At 55.1% G+C, this 19,405-nt stretch carries 16 protein-coding genes; 6 read left to right on the forward strand and 10 right to left on the reverse strand.

The window, feature by feature from the left end; translation table 11 throughout:
- Positions 1–2: 2 nt before the first annotated feature.
- A complete protein-coding gene (locus tag RBB62_RS14955; RefSeq protein WP_309399798.1) occupies positions 3–1,616 on the forward strand; it encodes an ABC transporter substrate-binding protein in 1,614 nt (537 codons plus the stop codon).
- 189 nt (positions 1,617–1,805) lie between these two features.
- On the opposite strand, the gene RBB62_RS14960 is transcribed toward RBB62_RS14955, so the two are convergent.
- The 3 genes from RBB62_RS14960 to nagB are packed head-to-tail and all read right to left on the reverse strand — an operon-like array spanning position 1,806 to position 5,994.
- Positions 1,806–2,663 (reverse strand): PIG-L deacetylase family protein, encoded by an 858-nt coding sequence (locus tag RBB62_RS14960; RefSeq protein ID WP_309399800.1) that lies wholly within the window; start codon positions 2,661–2,663, stop codon positions 1,806–1,808.
- Positions 2,663–4,018 (reverse strand): hypothetical protein, encoded by a 1,356-nt coding sequence (locus tag RBB62_RS14965; RefSeq protein ID WP_309399802.1) that lies wholly within the window; start codon positions 4,016–4,018, stop codon positions 2,663–2,665. Before RBB62_RS14965 ends, RBB62_RS14960 begins: the two co-directional genes overlap by 1 nt.
- A gap of 50 nt (positions 4,019–4,068) precedes the next feature.
- Entirely contained in the window at positions 4,069–5,994 is a 1,926-nt protein-coding gene (gene nagB, locus RBB62_RS14970) for a glucosamine-6-phosphate deaminase (protein ID WP_309399804.1), read from the reverse strand.
- A gap of 78 nt (positions 5,995–6,072) precedes the next feature.
- On the opposite strand from nagB, the gene RBB62_RS14975 reads away from it, so the two are divergent.
- Positions 6,073–6,924 (forward strand): helix-turn-helix domain-containing protein, encoded by an 852-nt coding sequence (locus RBB62_RS14975; RefSeq protein ID WP_309399806.1) that lies wholly within the window; start codon positions 6,073–6,075, stop codon positions 6,922–6,924.
- Between the two features lie 158 nt (positions 6,925–7,082).
- Here RBB62_RS14975 and hisG read toward each other — a convergent pair whose 3' ends face one another.
- Complete coding sequence (hisG, locus tag RBB62_RS14980; protein ID WP_309399807.1) at positions 7,083–7,946, reverse strand: ATP phosphoribosyltransferase; 864 nt, start codon at positions 7,944–7,946, stop codon at positions 7,083–7,085.
- Positions 7,947–8,083: 137 nt separating this feature from the next.
- On the opposite strand from hisG, the gene bcp reads away from it, so the two are divergent.
- Together bcp and RBB62_RS14990 are read left to right on the forward strand one after the other, a co-directional pair.
- The gene (bcp, locus tag RBB62_RS14985; RefSeq protein ID WP_309399809.1) at positions 8,084–8,560 is read left to right on the forward strand and encodes a thioredoxin-dependent thiol peroxidase; all 477 of its coding nucleotides are present in this window, start codon (positions 8,084–8,086) and stop codon (positions 8,558–8,560) included.
- A gap of 7 nt (positions 8,561–8,567) precedes the next feature.
- Positions 8,568–9,296 (forward strand): response regulator transcription factor, encoded by a 729-nt coding sequence (locus tag RBB62_RS14990; RefSeq protein ID WP_309399810.1) that lies wholly within the window; start codon positions 8,568–8,570, stop codon positions 9,294–9,296.
- A 23-nt stretch (positions 9,297–9,319) separates the two neighbouring features.
- On the opposite strand, the gene RBB62_RS14995 is transcribed toward RBB62_RS14990, so the two are convergent.
- From RBB62_RS14995 to RBB62_RS15020, 6 genes are all read right to left on the reverse strand, one after another.
- Entirely contained in the window at positions 9,320–10,198 is an 879-nt protein-coding gene (locus RBB62_RS14995) for a 5'-3' exonuclease (protein ID WP_309399811.1), read from the reverse strand.
- Between the two features lie 110 nt (positions 10,199–10,308).
- Entirely contained in the window at positions 10,309–12,915 is a 2,607-nt protein-coding gene (locus RBB62_RS15000; protein ID WP_309399813.1) for a type II secretion system protein GspD, read from the reverse strand.
- A 199-nt stretch (positions 12,916–13,114) separates the two neighbouring features.
- Entirely contained in the window at positions 13,115–14,035 is a 921-nt protein-coding gene (locus tag RBB62_RS15005) for a hypothetical protein (protein ID WP_309399814.1), read from the reverse strand.
- A 1-nt stretch (position 14,036) separates the two neighbouring features.
- Complete coding sequence (locus RBB62_RS15010; protein WP_309399815.1) at positions 14,037–15,122, reverse strand: Amuc_1100 family pilus-like protein; 1,086 nt, start codon at positions 15,120–15,122, stop codon at positions 14,037–14,039.
- 6 nt (positions 15,123–15,128) lie between these two features.
- Positions 15,129–16,769: a pilus assembly protein PilM gene (pilM, locus tag RBB62_RS15015; RefSeq protein ID WP_309399816.1), complete on the reverse strand. Its 1,641-nt coding sequence runs from the start codon at positions 16,767–16,769 to the stop codon at positions 15,129–15,131.
- A 94-nt stretch (positions 16,770–16,863) separates the two neighbouring features.
- Entirely contained in the window at positions 16,864–17,568 is a 705-nt protein-coding gene (locus RBB62_RS15020) for a hypothetical protein (protein ID WP_309399817.1), read from the reverse strand.
- Here RBB62_RS15020 and RBB62_RS15025 point away from each other — a divergent pair.
- Together RBB62_RS15025 and pdhA are read left to right on the forward strand one after the other, a co-directional pair.
- Positions 17,552–18,148, forward strand: coding sequence for an NUDIX hydrolase (locus RBB62_RS15025; RefSeq protein ID WP_309399818.1), 597 nt, complete (start codon positions 17,552–17,554; stop codon positions 18,146–18,148). The two genes, RBB62_RS15020 and RBB62_RS15025, sit on opposite strands and share 17 nt — an antisense overlap.
- A 99-nt stretch (positions 18,149–18,247) precedes the next feature.
- A complete protein-coding gene (gene pdhA / locus RBB62_RS15030) occupies positions 18,248–19,396 on the forward strand; it encodes a pyruvate dehydrogenase (acetyl-transferring) E1 component subunit alpha (protein WP_309399819.1) in 1,149 nt (382 codons plus the stop codon).
- Positions 19,397–19,405 lie beyond the last annotated feature (9 nt).

Below are 19,405 nucleotides of genomic sequence, written 5' to 3' on the forward strand. Positions count from 1 at the left end.
TTATGCTGCGTAATTCCATCATCGTCCTGCTCATCGCGCTGGTTGTCGGCGTGCCGATTGCGTTGCGCAAGAAGCAGGACATCGTCAAGAATCCCGACGCGACGCTGATCATCATTTCGCCGCACAACGAGGCGATCCGCTACGAGTTCGAGACGGCTTTCCGCAAATGGTATGAGGCGGAGACTGGCAAGGTCGTCACCATCGACTGGCGCAGCCCCGGCGGCACCAGCGAGATCGTCAAATACCTAAATGCCGAATACACCAATCAGTTCCGGCTTTATTGGACGCGTGATCTCGGCCGCGAGTGGAGCGCCACCGTCGCCGACGCGTTCGACAACCGCAAGGTCGCTTTGCCCGACGACCCCGCCGGAGACGACGAAGCGCAGGCCGCGCGCCGCGCTTTTCTGGCCAGCAACGTGGGCGTGGGCATCGACCTGTTTCACGGCGGCGGCTGGTATGACTTCAACGTGAAGGCGCAGCAGGGGATGCTCGTTGCGAACAACGTCTTTGGAAAGCACCCGGCTTGGTTCACGGAAGAGATGATTCCGCAGACCTTTTCCGGCGAAGTATTCTGGGATAAAGAACACCGTTACGTCGGCGCCGTGCTGTCGAGCTTCGGCATCATTTTCAACCGCGATGAGCTGCGCAGCGCGGGTTTCGAGGGCGAGCCGTCTCATTGGCGCGACTTGGCCGACCCGAAGTTCTATGGCAGCGTCGCCGTGGCCGATCCGACCAAGAGCGGCTCTATAACCAAGGCTTTCGAAATGCTCGTGCAGCAGCAAATGCAAGAGCTCGTCGCCGCCGGCGTGCCCGAGGAGCAGGCCGTGCCCGAAGGCTGGATGAACGGCATGCAGCTGATCCAGCTCATCTCGGGCAACGCCCGCTACTTCACCGACTCCGCGACCAAGCCCGTGCTCGACGTGTCCGCTGGCGACTGCGCTATCGGTATGGCCATCGATTTCTACGGACGCTTTCAGGAGCAAAACCTGGTCGACCGTGGCGGAGGCGAACGCTTCGGCTTCATCATGCCTCCGGGTGGTTCATCGATCTCAGCGGACCCGATTGGCCTGCTCCGCGGCGCACCGCACAAAGAAATCGCCGAGGCCTTCATCGAATACACGCTTTCGCAGGAGGGGCAGAAGCTCTGGGACTTCAAGGTCGGCACGCCCGGCGGCCCGATCGAATACGCGCTGCGCCGCTCGCCGATTCGCCGCGATCTTTACGAGCCGCAGTTTGCGGAATACCGCTCCGACGCCACGGTCCTCCCTTACGATGAGACCGAGGGCTTTGTCTACCAGCCGGCTTGGACTGGCCGCTTGTTCAGCGAGCTGCGTTTCGTGGTCCGCGCCGCATTCATCGACCCGGGTGAGGAATTGCGCGCCGCGTGGGGTTCGATCCTTCGGGCCCGCGAAGAAGGCCGCACCGCCGACGCCGACGCCGCATTTGCCGTGCTGAGCGATCTTTCCGCCATCGACTACGAGCAGGCCAAAACCACGATCGATGAAAAACTAGGCGAAGGTGCCCTGGGCCGCCTGGAACTGTTGACCCAGCTCTCCGGCCAATTTCGCGAACAATATCGCAGCGCCCAACAGATTGCTAACGGAGGCCAGGGGTAACTCCGCACATTGCATACGCTAAAATCATTGCTTCTCCTTAGTTTCGTCGAATTGGTTCTCCGGCAAAGGTCAATTGAGTTTCGACACCGCTCTAGATGGTGATCAAGAAAAGGCCCTGCACTCCAGCAAGACCTTTTCATGTGGCCAAACCAGGGAATGGGCCGGTTTTCCACTAACTAACTTGGGTCTTCAACAGCGCGGAAATACGCTACCAATCCCATCCATGATCTCCTGATTAAAAACATCCAAAATGTGCGTGCAGAAGTCATGCACTGTCAACTGAGTGAACATGAGCTCGGTCATGTCCAAAGCGTAGGTGACGCGCTGCGCATCGTCGGTTGCATGCGAGTCGAAGAAAGTCGCATTAGCCAGACGACGCCCCTCTACCGCGAGGTCGTAACGCTTGCCGCCAACGATCTGCGAATCGAAAACACCGTTGAGCGAAGCGGCGAGATTCGGATGCGCATCAAGCGAAAGCAGGAGCTTAAACTGATCGGGTAGCCAGTCGAATCCTCGCCAAACCTCACAGCCGATCAGTTGCTTCGGTCGCATCGATTCGGGCAGGCGTTTAATTGCCGACAACAGTGCCTGAAAGACACCGATGTGCGTAGCGTGTTTATCGAGTGGATTGTGTGTGTATACCACCTCCGGCTGTGTCGCTTTGAGAATAGCCTCCAGATCATCGACCATTGCAATGCGCTGGTCGGCATTCTTCGCGACTGAACTTGGATGCGCGAGCTGCGCCATAAAGGAATACTGCCCGATCACAGAAGCGGTCCGCTGCTCCTTCACGCGAACAGACTTCATCTGCTCATCGGAGAAAGAGGCATAAGGACCGGTGCGCGCGCTACCAGCGCCGTCAGTGCAAGTCACCCCGCCAAACCAGCGATCAGTGCGCTGAAAACATTGCAGTATACCGTGCAAGGCCATGAATTCGAGATCGTCCTGATGGGCGCCCACACCGAGGTGCGTGGTCCGCGTCATGGCCTCTGAGCAGCCTTGAGCATCGGGGACGAAGAGGTCGGATTTCGCGTGAGTAAAGTTCATTAGACAGTTGTTTTTAAAGTTGGCAGACTGGCGGCGGCAACTGCCTGGCCATGACGTTTCATTTTCTCATCGGGCATGCTTAGAGTCAACCGATCTGCCAACTCTGGATAAACATCCGCCAGCACACGCTCCGCTTGCGCCTGTAGGATCTGCCCGCCCTGCCCCGAACTAACACGGCCCAAGAACAACAGGTGTTTAAAGTCGTAGAAATCGCAATAGTGCGCGATTGAATAACCGAAATAAATACCGAGCGTACGGTAAATATCGGCGGCGCGTTCGTCGCCCAATTTCATCCGATTCTGCACGCATTCAAGCCTCTCTGGCAGCGAAGTATCGCCTGCAATGTCCAAGCCCGCCGGTCGAATCAACCGCGCGACGGCTTGCTGCGAGAAATATTGCACACCACAGCCCAAATCACCGCTCCACTCATCCACCGCAGCATTGAAAGCATAGTCCACCGGCGCAAAGGCGAGCTCATTGAGCCAACCCGTAATATCACCGGAATCATTGATGTAACCCACTGCCTGGCTTGTCCCCATCGACACGCCAAGCACACCATTGGCGCCGAGTGACATCGCACCTGCGAGCGCGGTTACGTCACCATCATTATGTACGACAAACGGGACATCGCCCCAACGTTTTTGCAGCTCAGTAAATACCGGCCGAATACGTAATTGAAAATCCTCTGGTGAGACCCCCCGAAAGAGCGAGGCCACGCGCGGTTCGCTGTTTACATACACGCCGGCGGCGCTGCCACCGATTGCATCAACGCGGGGCAAGTGCTTGGCCGCACGCTCCAAACTATCCTGAATACCCGCAATGTGGTAGCTGGGATCACTTTGAAAATACGGGTCCCACTTCACCTCTTCAGTGAAAACAACTTCGCCATCTATCAACGCCGCGCATTTGCGATCACTACCGCCCAAGTCGAAGCCGATGCGGCAACCCTCCAAATCGCGCGTGGCAGATTGCTCCAGCGACACCTTACCGGCATCGTCAGCCAACTCGTTCACCGCTTCGACTCGGAAATCCGCCAGAAAGCAGGTCTGCCCCATGAATCTGTAGTCAAAAGCTCTGGTGCCCTCCGGCGAGTAATCAGCTTTTAACTGAGCCACCACTTCCGGCGCGCCTTGGATGAAAACTTCATTGCCGCCCCATGCCCATAGGAGAAATTTTACGATGCGCTCAAGGCAACGGTAGTTGAAAGACTGGTAGCTTGCTTCCGCTGGCAGCATCGATAAACGATACGTCCAATGCGCACCATCGGGACGGCGGATACACACCGCGACCTCCCGCTTATTCAGGTTCTCGGCAACTTGCTGTTGGTAGTGATCGTGCCAAACCTTTGCAGGCAAAAATGTCGGGTTTAAAACCGGTCGGTGTAGGTAGCTTCCATAGGCCATCATTAAGCGTCCTCCTTGAGGTTCCATTGTTTGAAGCCTTCAATGGCCTCGTATTCCGGCAAACCCAGTGCATCGTAGATTTCTGCTGTCGTGCGGTTGAGCTGGCTGGCCAAATTCCATGAGTCGCTAGCGCTTTTACGCAAAGTGCTCGGCGACTGGCTTCGTTGGGTTTGGTGCTGGTAGATGCCGCGAATTTTATAATCAAACTCGTCAGGAGACAGCGGCACCGCCATATCAATTTCGTGAGTATCCCACTCTGCGCCTGGGCCTCGGTAGAGCCAAATGCGGCATTGTTTCAACCAATCGCCCCACACACATTGCTGCAAGGATTCGCGCAGAACTTCGAAGCAAATCGCTGGCACCGAAAGCGGGTCGTGCCCCAAACCGGTAGCAAATATCTGATGTGGCTTCAGCTCCTCCAAGAGCTTCACCATGACGGCAATATCGGCCTCCGTCCGCTTAAAGCGGCGGTAGCGCCCCTCCTCGTAAAACGGCAGATCGAGGAAGCGCAATTGGCTAGATTCGATCCCCATCAAGCGCGCCGATGAGCGCGTCTCTCCGCGGCGGATAAGCCCCTTTAAGTGGCGAATGTCCTTGGTGTCTTCACCAAATTGGCCTTTAGCATCAAGCTGAGTTTCGACTTCACGCGCGAAGCCAACATCATCCTGATTCGAACGCTCTTGGCCAATCTCCATGATCAGCTCAATCGCGCGACGCGCATCGGGGTCCGGCACCGCAAGGTTGCCCGAAGTAGCGTAAGCAACCGTGACCTCGTGGCCTTGGTTGGCCAAACGGTGTAGCGTGCCACCAAGGCAGAATACATCGTCCATCGGCTCCGGGCTGAGGACCAGCGAACGCTTCGGAAAGGGGTTAGCCCGCTCAGGGCGGCTGCTGTCATCCGCATGAGGCTTGCCACCCGGCCAACCGGTAATGGTGTGCTGCGTAATGTTGAACAACTCAATGTTCAGGTTGTATGCCGAGCCCTTCTCGGTAAGCAGATCGGCCATACCGTTTTCCGCATAGTCCTCGTCGGTGAGTTTCAGCAACGGCTTCTCGACCTTGCGCGCCAACCAAACGACTGATTTGCGCACCATCTCCGGCGACCACTCCACCGGCCCTACGAGCCAGGGATAACGCGCGCGTGTTAAGTGGCTAGCCGCAGCGGCATCCAGGCAGAATTCGCAGTCGCTGTGCTGTTGGAGGAAGCTCGCGGGAATGGAGTCAGTCTGCACGCCTTCAACCGACTGCATGATGACCGGCGCCTTGGCTTCGCCCCAGGCTAACAGGTAAACTTTGCGTGCATCAAGGATCGTGCCCACGCCCATAGTGATCGCGTGGCGCGGCACATTTTCCTCACCCAGAAAGTCGCGCGCGGCGTCGCGGCGCGTCAGGCTGTCAAGTGTGACCAGACGAGTGCGCGTGGTGGCGTCGGAACCCGGTTCGTTGAAGCCGATGTGCCCAGTGCGACCGATGCCGAGGATTTGAATATCGATGCCACCGGCCTCGCGAATCGCCTCTTCGTAGGCTTGGCAGGAGGCGTAAACCTCCTCGCGGGCAACAAGGCCATCCGGCACATGGGTATTCTCCGGCTTCAGGTCGACATGATCAAAAAGCTGGTCTTGCATGAAACGGCGATAGCTCTCGGGATGGTCACCTGGCAGGCCGTAATATTCATCCAAGTTAAAAGTGATGACATTCAAAAAGGATAAGCGATCCTCGCGGTGCATGCGGATCAACTCACGGTATAGCCGGACCGGCGTCGAGCCAGTCGCAAGGCCGAGAACGGTCGGTTTGCCAGCAGCATTCCGCTCGCGAATGAGGCATCCGATGGCTTTGGCAACGTGGGCGCAGGCCTCATCAGCATCAGCGTAAATCGTCGTGCTGATGCGCTCGGCTTGGGTATAATCTGAAATAGACGCGTGACTCATGTTCTAGAGTATAGCATAAGCCAATTCGTTTACATTTGCCTTTTTCGGCATTTTTTTTGACATTTTCGGAACTAAGCCATGAGCAAAATTCTCGAAAGTGGATTTCCTGAAACCTTGCACGAGCCCGCCAGCTACTACCGGGGTGTAGAGGCACCAGAGCGTCCACGTGTGAATAACCTCATTACGTTTTTACGCACCAACCGGGAAACTCTCCAGCAAAAGAATTTTTATAACCGTTCTCACCACCGCAATGTGCTCATCCTCGTACTCAAAACTACAGGATCGGTTATCGTTGATGGTGCCGAGCACCCGCTGAAGCCGGGGCAAGGCTACCTCGTCCGTCCATTCCAATTTCACCACTACCTGAACCTGCAAAACGAGGAGCTACGCTGGCTGTTTTTCACCTTTGACCTGGAACAAGGCGCAGAGCAGCTCGATCACCTCTGCCACAGTATGCTCCAGCCAAACGAAACCGACCTAGAGATCTGGCGCAATATTGTGGACTGCACACGCAGACGTGAAGTCACCGCTCAACGCGAGGCACTGCCACTGCTCGACACCTTGCTCTACCGACTGGCGAACACCCACTATGGCAACACTACCAAGCACCCACCTGCCACTTGGATTGCCAAAGTCGAAGGTTACATTGTCGAGTCAGTCAGCGCCGGATGGACCATCGATGAAATTGCCCGCAAGGTGGGCTTAAGCGAACGCCAGCTTCGATCGCGTTTTCAAACTGAAATGGGTATTAATATACGAGACTACCGCGCAAATTTTCAGCTGAATCGCGCGATCAATTTGCTACGTGATTCCAATAACTCCGTTGGCCAGATTGCCGAGCTCTGCGGGTTTAATTCCCAGGCCGTTTTCAATCGCTTCATCAAGCGTGAAACCAACCTAACTCCCCTCGCCCTACGCAAACAACTCTGATCCGGTCACTGTTTTTCAGTCACACAAGCGGCCCTGATAAAAGGTGATTCGACTAACTCGATAAGCTGGCCGCACAAACGTGCAATACACCATTTCATGCTGCCAAACGTAACTCTATGGCTGGTAATTTCAGATTCTGAAATGAAATACGATTAGAACTAGTCCGGGACAACCTTGTTCAGCGGGTATTCAATGATGCCCTCTGCGCCGTGTGCCTTGAGGCCAGGGATGATTTCGCGTACGACCTTTTCGTCGAGCACGACTTCCAGAGCCACGTAGTTCTCATCGGTCAGCTGCGAAATAGTCGGGTTGCGTAGCGCAGGCAACTCGCCCAAGATTTCCGAAACCTTGCTCTTTTCGATGTTCAGCTTGAGGCCGACCTTCTTGTTGGCTTCCAATGCGGAGGTCAACAGCAGCGCCATGCTCTCGATCTTGGCGCGCTTTTCGGGGTTCGCCCAGGCTTCCTTGTTCGCGATAAGCTTAGTGTTGGTTTCGAGGAGCGTGTCCACGATGCGCAGCTTGTTCGCGCGGAGGGAATTGCCGGTCTCGGTCAGGTCCACGATCGCGTCGACCATTTCAGGGACCTTGACTTCGGTGGCGCCCCAGGAGAACTCGACGTCGGCAGCCACACCATTATCGTCCAAGTAACGCTTCACGAGGTTGATCACCTCAGTGGCGATACGCTTGCCTTCCAGGTCCTTAACCGTCTTCACGGGGGAATCTTCTGGCACCACGAGCACCCAGCGGCTCTTCACGTTGGAAGCGCGGCTGTAGATAAGGTCACAGACTTCAACGACGTCGGAACCGTTTTCCACCACCCAGTCATAGCCGGTCAGGCCGCAGTCGAAGAACCCATGTTCGACGTAGCGACTCATTTCCTGGGCGCGGATAAAGCGTCCGTCCAGCTGCGGGTCGTCAAAGGACGGGCGATAGGAGCGCGAGCTTTTCGCTATCTTGTAGCCAGCCTTGCCGAACAGCGTGAGGGTGGATTCTTCCAGGCTGCCTTTCGGCAAACCAAGCATAATGAGCGGTTTTTCTGATGTCACAACCCCCGCATGACAAACCGCGCTATGCCCCTCAGACAAGCTAATTTTGCTTTGCCTTCGCGTTTCGGCCCAATAGTCTCCGCTTTAACGACCAATATTAGAATAGTTTTTTGATGAACAAACCCGTTCCATTAGAGCCCGACGCCCAAGCCCCGGCCTTTGCATTTCGATATGCGGACGGCTCTGCTGGCCACACTGACCAGCTCACTGGGCCCTACCTCGTCTATTTCTACCCGCGCGACAACACCCCCGGTTGCACCAAGGAAGCCTGCGCCTTCCGTGATGTCTTCGCAGACTACACCGAGGCCGGCATCACGGTGATCGGCGTTAGCTGCGACGACGAAAAGTCCCACGAAAAATTTCGCCAAAAGTTCCAACTGCCCTTTCCCCTCGCCGCCGATACCGACCAGGTCATCGTCAAAGCCTACGGCGTTTGGGGCCTGAAGAAATTCATGGGTAAGGAATACGACGGCATCCATCGAATGTCATTTTTGGTCAGCCCGGAAGGCGTCGTGCTCAAGACCTATCCCAAAGTAAAACCGGAGGAACACGCCGCTGAAGTCCTCCAGGACGCCCAAGCACATCTATAAACGAATCATGCCTAAAGAAGCCAAGCCTCTGATCTTGATCTGTGAAGACGAGAAAGAAATCGCCGAGATGGTTGCCGACCACCTCGAGACCGAAGACATGCTGCCCCAGATGTTTCACCGGGGTGAGAACGCCATTCGCTTTCTCAAGAGCAACCATGCCAACCTCATGCTGCTCGACGTCAACCTTCCCGACACCACTGGCTTCCAGCTGATTGAAGAGCTGCGCCAGAACAATATCCAGGTGCCGATCATCTTCGTCACCGCGCATAATTCAGAAGTCAGCAAAGTCAAGGGCCTCGACCTCGGTGCCGATGACTACCTGACCAAGCCTTTCAGCCTGCCCGAGCTAACCGCCCGCATCAAGGCCGTGCTGCGCCGCACCGAGACGGCCAAGGATCAGCACATCACCAACAACGTTGAAATCACGGAAAAGCCGTTCGATTTCTGCGGCTCGAGCGTGAACCCCACCCGCATGGAAATCGAATTCCCGGATGGCGGCAGCGAGAAAATCGGCCGCAAAGAGCTCGGTATCATTTCCTACCTGGTCTCCTACCCAAACACCGTGCTGACCCGCCGCAGCCTGATCCACGCCGTCTGGGGCGTGCATGCCGACGTACGTAGCCGTTCGCTGGACCAATACGTCGTAAAGATCCGCAACCTACTTACCGCCCACGAGTGCAATACGGACATCTTCCGCACGGTGCACGGCGTTGGCTACATTTACGACCCGCAGTAACCCTGCGACCTCCCAAGTCAAGTTTAGCCAAGACCCAAGCCGTAGCGCTCGTAGGCCTGATCGGCCGACTGCTTCATTTCCATCGATTCGAGGAAATCCACCAACTTGCGCATTTCCACTGGCGCACGCGACAGATCGCCACAGTCGAAACTGGTATCCAGCGTCACGAGCTTCACGTTGCGGCGCAGGTTTTCGACGTTGGCCGGCAATTGCTCGCGGAAACGTGGCGGCTTGATGTCAGCCGCATTCGCTATGGTATTCTCCAGCGAGCCAAATTCATTGAGCCACTTTGAGGCCGTCTTGGGCCCACACCCCTTGAGGCCAGGAATGTTATCCGATGTATCACCGATCAGTGCCAGGTAGTCTGGCACTAACTCCGGCCCTACACCAAATTTCTCAATAACCCCGACAGTGTCTAGCTTGCGCCAGCCAATGCGCGGATTTGCAGTTGGCGCTGGTAGCAATTGTGAGACAGTCCCGCCCACGCATTGAGCCAAGTCTTTATCTGCACTTACAATGACAACCTCATGCCCCTGCTCGGCCAAAATACGCGCCGCGGAGCCGATAAGATCATCAGCCTCAATCCCCATCTGTGAACGCACCGGATAGCCAAGCATTTCCGTCAATTGGCGAATCAGCGGCACCTGCTGCACCAACGCTTCCGGCGTCTCGTCGCGGTTGGCCTTATAGTCGGGCAATATTGCCAAGTGCCGGTCCGAGCCCCCTTCATCGAAAAAAACCGCAATCACGTCTGGTTGCTCAAGGTCTTCGAGTTTCCACATCGCCTTAATCCAACCATGCAGCGCGCCAGTCGGCAGGCCGTCAGAGCGTGTTAAATCCGGCAGCGCGTAGTAGCTGCGAAACGTAAGATTGTAGCCGTCAACGAGAAGAAATTTAGGCATAGGCACATGTAAGTCACCTGTCTGAAATTCGGCCAGCATCGAATTCAACGAGACAAAAAAAGTCCCCGGCTGCCTGAGCAGTCGGGGACCTGAAAGTTTAGCGGTTTAGCTTACTCGCTGATTGAGCGACCTACGCCACCACCGGGAGTAACCACCACCGGGCTCTGGAATAGCGAGTTGGCTTCAACCGTGCCAATGGACTGGCGAGCCGGCGAGCCCCCGGGGGAGATCAAGTTGGCAGTAACGAAGATCAGGAGATTGCGCTTTTGAGCGGTTTCACCCTTGTTCATGAACAAACGTCCGAGGAACGGAATGTCGCCGAGAACTGGCACCTTGTCTTCGATCGTCTTGATCTCTTCGCGGGTCAAACCACCGATAACCACTGTGGCACCATCGAAGATCGTGACTTCGGTGCGAACTTCGCGAGTGGAGAAAATCGGCTGATAAAAACCGGAAGGAACCGTAACCGTGGTGCCGCTGGCAATAGCGACGGACGGACCGCCATATTCCACAAAGCCTTCGAACTCAGTAACACGAGGCTCAAGCTTGAGAGAAATATTGTCATTTTCTTCAACGGTTGGCGTGACTTCCATTTCCACACCAACATTGCGGACTGAGAAGTCTTGCGGTGTGCCTGCGGTAATTGCTACCGCAGCGGAACCACCAGTGCCACTGTCATCACCACCCGCTTGCGACACTTCAGCTTCGATGTCTCCATAGTTTTCTGGATAGCGGAGTTCTTGAGCAACCACGATCTGCGCGGTGCGGCCAGAGAGAACGGTCAGCTTAGGAGCGCTAAGAAGGTCACTGCCTTCCTGGCGAGCAAGAGCATTTACGGAAACGCTCACATCCACACCTTCAACGATGCCCATGAACGAACCGGCAACGCCACCCAAGGCACCAAGATCGATAATATTCGGTATCTGAGGTGCGCCTGCCGGCGTGGCAACTCCGTTGATGGTAAAATCGGACTCCTCGGTCTGAGTGCTGAAGACACTCGCCAAAGTTTGGTTATTCGTGCTGACATACTTCTCAGTCGGATTATTCGGATTGCTGATGCCCCAGTTGAAGCCGAGTTCGTCAAGGTTACCTTGGATGACATCGAGGAACTTCGCTTCGATTTCAACCTGCTTGGTTTGGTCGTAGCGGCGCAGGATGTTGCGCATTTTCTCGAGGTTCTTCGGGGACTGAGTGACGATCAACTGAGTGCCGTCAAACACGAGGCTGGCACCTGGTTCTTCGAAGTTGATGCCAGCGCGCTGGAAGAAGTCGCGGATGGATTCTTCTTCGTCGCCGCCAGAAGGACCGCTAGAAGCAACAGGTGTTGCAAACGGGTCGCTCACAGCTGAAGCGGAGCCACCGCCGCCGCCACCGCCACCGGTCAGGCGAATGATGGTCTGGCGACCAATCGGGAAGAACTCAGTTTCGAGCAAGCCGCCGCCAGTGGTGTCACCGGGGGAAACAATCACGGTTTCGTCGCTAACGTCCCAGGTGAAACCAACAGACTCCGTGGTGAAGTCGAGAATGCGGTCGAGGGAGAGGCTACGCAGGGTGATGTTGACCATCGGGTCGCGGCCCTGATTGTTGAAGAGAACAATGTTTACGCCACGGTCCTTATCAGCAACGTCAACGGCCGGATCATACTCAACCGACAGTTCGGAAAGGGTTTCGATCACGCGGGAGAGCGGAACGCTGGAGAAGCTGACACGTGGGATGTAGATTGACTTCAGTTTCTCTTGAATAGGGTCAGTGACCTTTTCAAGCTCTCCACCTCCATCGATGTCATAAACCTGCGGACGCTGCCAGCCACGAGCGACTTCTTCGAGCATCTGGTCGCGGGTCTTACCATGATCGAGCCATGCGGATTTACGCAGTTGCTGCATGATTTCCATCTGCAGGGACTTTGCTTCGGCATTGATGGGGTCGCGGGCTTCCACCTCACGCAGCTTGCTTTGAGCACCAGCATAGTCACCGTAAAGCATCATCGCGCGGGCAGTCACCAGAAGTTGATCGGTTACGTTTACGCGCTCGACATAGTCAGGACTCAGCTTCTCCGGGTCTTGACGCCACGGATCCATCTTCAGTTCCTTCACCTTCTTCTCGTAATCAGCGAGGCGGTCGTCTTCACCGAGCGTATCACGATAAGCAAGGGCAGCGGCTTCCGCAGCAACTGCATTATGCTCTTTGAGCGCTTCTTCGCCTGCGGCGAGGATGATGTCACCGCGGGCGGTGCGCAAATCCTGGATAATAACCTCAGTCGCGGTAGATTCCGGGATAGATTCCTGAGCAGCCGCCAAAATTGCGTCTGCTTCGTCAGAACGACCATTTTCCACAAGAACTTCTGCATCGGCAATCGCCTGTTCGCCACGAGCAATTGCAGCCTGCTGTTCGGTTGCAGCAGCAGCCATCAAATAGTCAACGTCGTCGCCACCGGTAAGGATCACCTCCGTGGTCGTTTCAGTGCCATCACTGTTGCTCACGGAAACTACCGTAGTCGCATCTGTGGTTGCCACATTACTTGGGGTGTAGTCAGATACATCAGCAGCTTGACCGTAAACAGTCGGCTGACCGGCGCCCTGACGCTCAATGTCCTTATTGACTGCATCAAGCAAGCGCTGCACATTCTGGTCGTCCGGATTCTTCCGAAGCAGTTCTTCCAGATTGGCCTTCGCGGTCATGAGTTCACCGGACTCACGGGCGCGAAGTGCGGTCGCCATTAGGCGGATTTTTTCTTGGGTTTCGCTGCTCTGAGCATGAACCTCAGAAGTACTGAGGCACGCCGATGCGACGAGCGTTGCAGCGGCGAAGGTTGAGGCGAAGCGATGGAGTTTCCGGAGTCGTTTCATGGTTCTTAAGTTAGCAGGCAACGGCAAGTCATTGCGCGTCGATCTTCAAATTTGCAATTAGGAGTATCACTTAATTTTGGAAAATACTGTCAAAAAGGCCGGAATTTTCTTCCGCCGGTCCAGATTCTTCCGAGGACTCAGTTTCCAGTGAAGCACTGGGCTCAGAGGAAACTGCATTAGCAACGTTTAGGGTTTCAGTTTTGGTGGGACTGTCATCAGCAAACGTTTTTTCGACGGTTGCCGTTTGGTTGTCAAAATCAAAGTCAAGTAATTTGAATGTTACATCGCCCACCGTTTTGCTTTGGCCGACCTCCTCCCAGAGAATCATGTCATCACCATAGATGTCGTAATTTTGGAAGGTTAGTTTGTAAGAATTCGGAACATAAAGGCGTTCTGCAGTCGTTAGAACAATCAGCTCGCCGCTTTCGCCATCCTTGATGGTCACGCGAGGAACGAGGCTAATCAGACCCTGATCATCTACGACTCTGTTGACCTCAAAGTCGATGATTTCCACATTGTGCTCGGGGAACTTGTCACCCACCTTGCCGCGAAACGCTTCATTACTATTGTAGTCAAAGAGAGAAACGGTCGCGTCCTTGAAGTCGCCCGAGAGCGCTTCAAAGTAAGCTTCTAGCTGAATGCGGAATAGCTCCTGCTCAACGCCAAGAAACGTAATGCCAAATGGCGGCGGAGGCGGCGTGCTACCGGGCGCTTCGAAGATAAATTTGCCTTCCTTGGCATCCCACCAGATTTTGGGCGGCGTAAAGACGTCATACTTTTCACGCTTGGCTTCGTCTTGTGGGATAGGGTCGCCCCACTCTGCTGTGGACGAAGAAAAATCAGCTACTTCCAGTGAGGAATAATCATCGCCAAAAGGCTGCTTGCTCGCATCACTATTAGCCGAGGCTTTTTGCGTGGCGTAAAATGCTCCACTACCTGCAAGCGCGAGGACGCCCACAGCGAGGATGATTTTGTCGTAAAAGGCATTCATCTTATAGCTCCTCCTCTCCGTTGAGGGCGTCTGCGGAAGTTGCAGATTTGTCAGTCAGTTTCACCGTGATGTATTCAAGCACGACGGTGAATTCAGAAACGTTGTCTTCCACGATTGGCTCGCGATCCACTGCTGGCTTGTCCTCAGGCTTATCCTCGGTCACGCCAAAAGCGCCGAAGATGGACATGGGATCGTTCTTGGCTGCTGTGGAAGCGGTCTTCGTCACATTATCACCTACTGGCACAACTTCGACCGAACGGACAACCAACGGAATTTCGAACTCCTCGATCTGCTTCAGGAAGGAGCGCAGGTTTTCGGTAATTCCGGTGAAGACAATCTTAAACGGTAGTGTTTCCACGGCACCATCCACCTTGGCCGACTCAGTGCCGATTCGGAATTCATCCGCTTTCATGGATGGGCCACTATTCGCGCTGATCCGACCGCTTGTAGGCTTTGGAGCCATCAGAGCTTCGATTTCCGCTGGACTGCGACTAACCGATACGATGCCAACCGGGCTCGTATTGAAAAGCTTGCGGAGGATGTAAGTCAAAATTTCCTTCTGCTGATTTACCTGAGCGACATCGTCATCCGCAGGCGGCTCACCAGAGTCGATATAGCGACTGAAGCCAAAGGCGAAGTCGGCCGGAATAGTGGTGCTGGGCAAAGGCTTACCGGAAGCTTCGAGCTTTTCAATTTCAGCCTGGCTGACGTTGATCGGAACGGTGCGGGAAGCTACCTGGGCGAACTCCTTGCTGTAGGCGCGGAGTTGGAACAGCATTTGAGTGCCACTGGTCGGCGCAGTCGCCTTGAGTAAATTAGGCTTGGCCCCGAGCGTCGATTTGACACGTGCGTCGAGCGCCTTGGTCAGCAAGTCTACATTCTTTTCGGCGGCCTCCAGATTTGCCTGAGTCGGTGCCGGGCTGAGCGAGAGAGCCATATTCAGCTGACTCGCAGCGGATTTAACTGCTTTCTTTTCTTTGTCCACCTGGCCCTTCAAGACGAAGAACATGGCGATACCGCCGATGAACAGCAGTATGAACAACACGACCAACGCGCTGAATACCGGGTTCTGTTTCAATTTATTCATGTGGACTTAAAGAGGACGTTCGGGGTTGATGACCAAAGAGAAATCGAACTTCAGGATGCGTGGGTTGCTATCATCAAAAGATTGGTCCTTCACATCACTGATAAATTCTGAAGCTTTGAAGCTTTCCAGTAGTTGATTCACACGCTGATAGGCCTGGTCGTAACTCTGAGTCGGATTTTCCGGGTCCCAGTTCTTAATGAGTAGACGACCCGATAGATCGAGGTTACCAGAAGCAGCGCGGTCGAGTTTCAAATCTTCAAGCCAGACGTCCTGGACGGCTTGCAGGCGCTCCTGCAAATCGCCGAAGAAAGCAATCCAGTTGGAACGGGAATTCACCAAACCTTCGAGGTCGGCGATGTTCGCCTTAAGTGCCTTGGCTTTGCTCTCAAGTTCGAGGATCTCGGCGTGCGTGCTTTGCAGCGACTGCACCGGCATCTTGAGCTCCTTAACTTGCCCGGAATAAGTGTCCTTCGCCTGCAATTGGCCCAGAATCGGTGGAACCGTGGCCAGCGCAAGGCAGGCGGCACCGATCAAAATAAATGGCTTCTGCTTGGCAAAGCGCATTTTGTCAGCCAACTGCTGCGGAAGCAGGTTGATGCTCACTGCCTCAGGATCGGTCATGCGCGCGGCCTCGCCGACGACCTCACTGAGCACGTGTTGATGTTCTTCCAGGTAGATTGCGTCAACGCCGTTGCCTACTTCGATGCCCGAGATCGGATCGAAGAACTGCACCGGCATGCGCTGGGATTGCTCAAGCTGCTCGGCCAGACCAGGAAGCAAGGAACCACGGCCAGTCAAAAGGATGCGCTTCGGCGCAGCGGCGCTGCGCTGACGGCGGTAGTTGACGATGGAACGCGTGATTTCCTGGCTAAGCTTCTTTTGGAAATTCTGAGCGTTGGTCTGCAAAACCTGTGCACTGGGGTCATCCGCATCAATGCTCGTTTGACCGGAGAAGAACGCGATTTTGATCTGCTCGGCGTCAACGAAGCTCTTGCCGAGACTGTCCGCCAAATTCTGGGTCAGCGTGTTGCCGCCCAGCGTAATGTTGCGGATAAAGAAGCCCTGCTCGTTGATGAAGAGCAGATTCGAGGAGCGGGCACCAATGTTGATCAGCAGGGTGTCCTCTTCGTCTCCCGGATACGACACTTTGTAAGCGTTGTAGTCCAGGATCGATGCGGCTTCCACGTCAAGCGGAGTGATGCCGGTCTTGCGCATGTCCGTGCAAAAGCCGTTAATCACATCACTCTTGACGGCGATGACAACCACTTCGGTTTCCACGCCGTCATCGGCGATCACCTGGTGGTCCCAGACAACTTCATTCAGCGGGAATGGAATTTTCTGCTGCGCCTCAAAAGCAATGATCTGAGCCCGTTTGGACTCATCAACGTGCGGCACGTTGATAAGCTTCGTAAGTAGCTGGTAGCCGGGAACAATCAGCGAAGCCTTGTCTCCGCCCTTAACCTGACTCTTGACGCTGCGCACCGCATCCAAGACAGCTGGCAGCCAGCCATTTTCGTCAGTGAGGTCGTATTCAAGATCTTGTTGGGCGAAGCCTTCCAGCACTAAGCCGTTGTTGCGTTCGCTAAAAACCGAAGCGGTCACGTGACCGGCTCCGCAGTTAATTATTAGTTTCTTAGCAGCGCTCATGAACGAGGATAAGGGGCCATTTCAAAAAGGATTAATGTAGACGCAAGCGAGAACAAAAGCCTTCGCTTGCGAAACTTATATCACTAGCAGAGAACTAATTCTCTTCAATTCTCACAAAAGGTGGGCGATTTTGCCCACTTTCGCGGTATCCGTTACCCGAGAGATAGCCAGGCAACATAATGCCCTTGGTGGGGCTTCCTGCCATATTGCGCATCGAGGCAAGACTTTGGGGGTTCAGTGTCCGCGAAGCACGATTGCCGATGTTTTGTTCAGTCACAGGAATATCAGTGCCGTTCACCGCAAGATCGATCACCCAGTATTTGGGCTCCTTGCTAAGGTTGTCGCGTTGGGCAATGTCGTAAGGAATCCAGAACGCAATTTTGCGGGACTTCTTCACTTCCATGGTCGCAATCACCACGGACGCTTCATGAAAAATGAACGAGTCCTTACCGTCGGCAGGATTGGGATGCGGGTAGCCGACTAACAGTTTCACTTCAATGTTATCGACGTATTTGGGGTTGATGACACTGGGGTCATTCTTCGGATTCCCCATGGCCTCTACGTCGATTTCAACCATGTAATCGCCCCAAGGACGCTCCTTAGAGCCGAATTTGACGTTTTTGACAGTCACTCGGTCCGCCTGGGCATTTAGCTGCGACGCGGAGCCACCTATGATTAAAAATGCTAAGATAAAGAGAGAAGCTATACGGGGATGCATCCTCGATGGTAAAAGAGAATCACGGAAGCGAATCAACAAGAAAACGTAGGCAATCCCCATGTTGATGGAATATTTCGTCATTTTAATCCTCGATGTGACGAATATTTATGCAAAAACATTGCCGCAGCGGCCCGGAGGCATTCCGTTAGGCAATGTGAGTGATTCAAGCCCTTCCCTCCCCTTCAAGATCAGCGTCCTCGTGTTTTTGCGTGGCCCCGATGGCCGCCTGCTCATGATTCAGCGCCGTAAATCGCCTAATTTCGGCTGCTGGAGCCCGATTGGCGGCAAGCTGGAAATGGCGATGGGAGAGTCTCCCTTCGAGTGCGCGGTGCGCGAAGTCGACGAGGAAGTCCGTTTAAAAATCACCACCGAAGACCTACATCTGTTTGGCTATGTCTCCGAGAAAGGCTTCGAGGGCAACGGCCACTGGCTCATGTTTCTCTTCGATTGCAAAGCAACGCTCCCCGCCCTGCCTGCCGAAATTGACGAGGGCCGTTTCGCGTTTTTCACCCGCGACGAGATCAACGAAATCAAAATCCCAGCCACCGACCACCAGCTCGTTTGGCCCTACTACGACTCCCACCGCGAGCGGTTCGTGGCCCTGAGGGCTGATTGTCATCCCGAGCGAGATTTGGAAATTGTGGTTGAACAATCTATATAGTTTGCGAAACTGCCCCGCTTTCGTCCACAACGCACACTCTATTGTGGCGCGGAAAATACTACTTTCACTAACATCACTCATCCGAACGCTCACCATACCGTGACTGCGAAAAAAAAGTCGAAAACATACACCAAGGCTGAACGCTGGCAGGACGTCGACGTCCACGAGCTGGCCAAGCTGGAGATCAACCAACGCCTGAGCGCGGAAGAAAAAATCCGCCTGTTCACCGACATGGTGCGCATCCGCCGCTTTGAAGGCCGAAGCCTCCGCTCCTATCAGGAAGGCAAGATCGGCGGCTTCCTCCATCTTTACGAAGGCCAGGAAGCCTGCGCCGTCGGCACCATTTCCCTGCTCGGCGCAGACGACCACGTGATCACCGCCTACCGCGACCACGGTCACGCCCTCGCCGTCGGCATGGGCATGAATGAGTGTATGGCCGAAATGTATGGCAAGCACACCGGCTGCTCCAAGGGTAAGGGCGGCTCGATGCACTTCTTTGCGCCGGACAAAAATTACTGGGGTGGCCACGGCATCGTCGGCGGCCAGATCCCGCTCGGCACCGGCCTCGCCTACGCCCTCAAGTATCAGGGCAAGAAGGGTTGCTGCCTCGCCTACATGGGCGACGGCGCGATCAACCAGGGCGCAGTTCACGAAGCCTACAACTTGGCTTCGCTCTGGGACCTGCCCGTGATTTTCATCATCGAGAACAACGCGTACTCGATGGGCACCAGCCAGGCCCGCTCCTCCGCCTACCCGGAATGCCTCGCCCAGCGCGCCGAAGCCTACGGCATGGATTGGGACACCGTGAACGGCAACATCCTTTACGACGTCCGCGCCAAGACCTACGAGGCCATCAAGCGTGCCCACGAAGAGTCCCGCCCGACCGTTCTCGAAATCTTCACCTACCGCTACCGTGGTCACTCCGTGGCCGACGCCAATGCGGAGAAGTATCGTTCCAAGGACGAAATCGCCGACTACAAGGAAAACAAAGACCCGATCACCCTCCTGCGCAAGCAGCTCGTGGAAGAAGGCGTCCTGACCGAAGAACAGGCGAAGGAAATCGACAAAGCCGCCAACGCAGAGGCCACCGCTGCTGCTGAATTCGCGGACAAGTCCCCCTTCCCGCCCGCCGAATCCATCCTTGAGGACACCTACTGGAGCATGGACAACAAGGGCCAGGACCCGGCAATCGACGAACTCAACCAAGGCCGCTTCATCTTCGAAGACGGCGGTATCTTCGACAAGTAACCTTTAGAC

The organism is Cerasicoccus maritimus (assembly GCA_031296935.1).
Classification (GTDB): domain Bacteria; phylum Verrucomicrobiota; class Verrucomicrobiia; order Opitutales; family Cerasicoccaceae; genus Cerasicoccus; species Cerasicoccus maritimus.

What these genes read in the sequence shown, in the direction of transcription:
- RBB62_RS14955 (WP_309399798.1), top strand. Translation starts at nt 3, where the DNA reads ATGCTGCGTAATTCCATCATCGTCCTGCTCATCGCGCTGGTTGTCGGC.
- RBB62_RS14960 (WP_309399800.1), bottom strand. Translation starts at nt 2,663, where the DNA reads ATGAACTTTACTCACGCGAAATCCGACCTCTTCGTCCCCGATGCTCAA.
- nagB (WP_309399804.1), bottom strand. Translation starts at nt 5,994, where the DNA reads ATGAGTCACGCGTCTATTTCAGATTATACCCAAGCCGAGCGCATCAGC.
- RBB62_RS14975 (WP_309399806.1), top strand. Translation starts at nt 6,073, where the DNA reads ATGAGCAAAATTCTCGAAAGTGGATTTCCTGAAACCTTGCACGAGCCC.
- hisG (WP_309399807.1), bottom strand. Translation starts at nt 7,946, where the DNA reads ATGCTTGGTTTGCCGAAAGGCAGCCTGGAAGAATCCACCCTCACGCTG.
- bcp (WP_309399809.1), top strand. Translation starts at nt 8,084, where the DNA reads ATGAACAAACCCGTTCCATTAGAGCCCGACGCCCAAGCCCCGGCCTTT.
- RBB62_RS14990 (WP_309399810.1), top strand. Translation starts at nt 8,568, where the DNA reads ATGCCTAAAGAAGCCAAGCCTCTGATCTTGATCTGTGAAGACGAGAAA.
- RBB62_RS14995 (WP_309399811.1), bottom strand. Translation starts at nt 10,198, where the DNA reads ATGCCTAAATTTCTTCTCGTTGACGGCTACAATCTTACGTTTCGCAGC.
- RBB62_RS15000 (WP_309399813.1), bottom strand. Translation starts at nt 12,915, where the DNA reads ATGGCGACCGCACTTCGCGCCCGTGAGTCCGGTGAACTCATGACCGCG.
- RBB62_RS15005 (WP_309399814.1), bottom strand. Translation starts at nt 14,035, where the DNA reads ATGAATGCCTTTTACGACAAAATCATCCTCGCTGTGGGCGTCCTCGCG.
- RBB62_RS15010 (WP_309399815.1), bottom strand. Translation starts at nt 15,122, where the DNA reads ATGAATAAATTGAAACAGAACCCGGTATTCAGCGCGTTGGTCGTGTTG.
- pilM (WP_309399816.1), bottom strand. Translation starts at nt 16,769, where the DNA reads ATGAGCGCTGCTAAGAAACTAATAATTAACTGCGGAGCCGGTCACGTG.
- RBB62_RS15025 (WP_309399818.1), top strand. Translation starts at nt 17,552, where the DNA reads ATGGAATATTTCGTCATTTTAATCCTCGATGTGACGAATATTTATGCA.
- RBB62_RS15020 (WP_309399817.1), bottom strand. Translation starts at nt 17,568, where the DNA reads ATGACGAAATATTCCATCAACATGGGGATTGCCTACGTTTTCTTGTTG.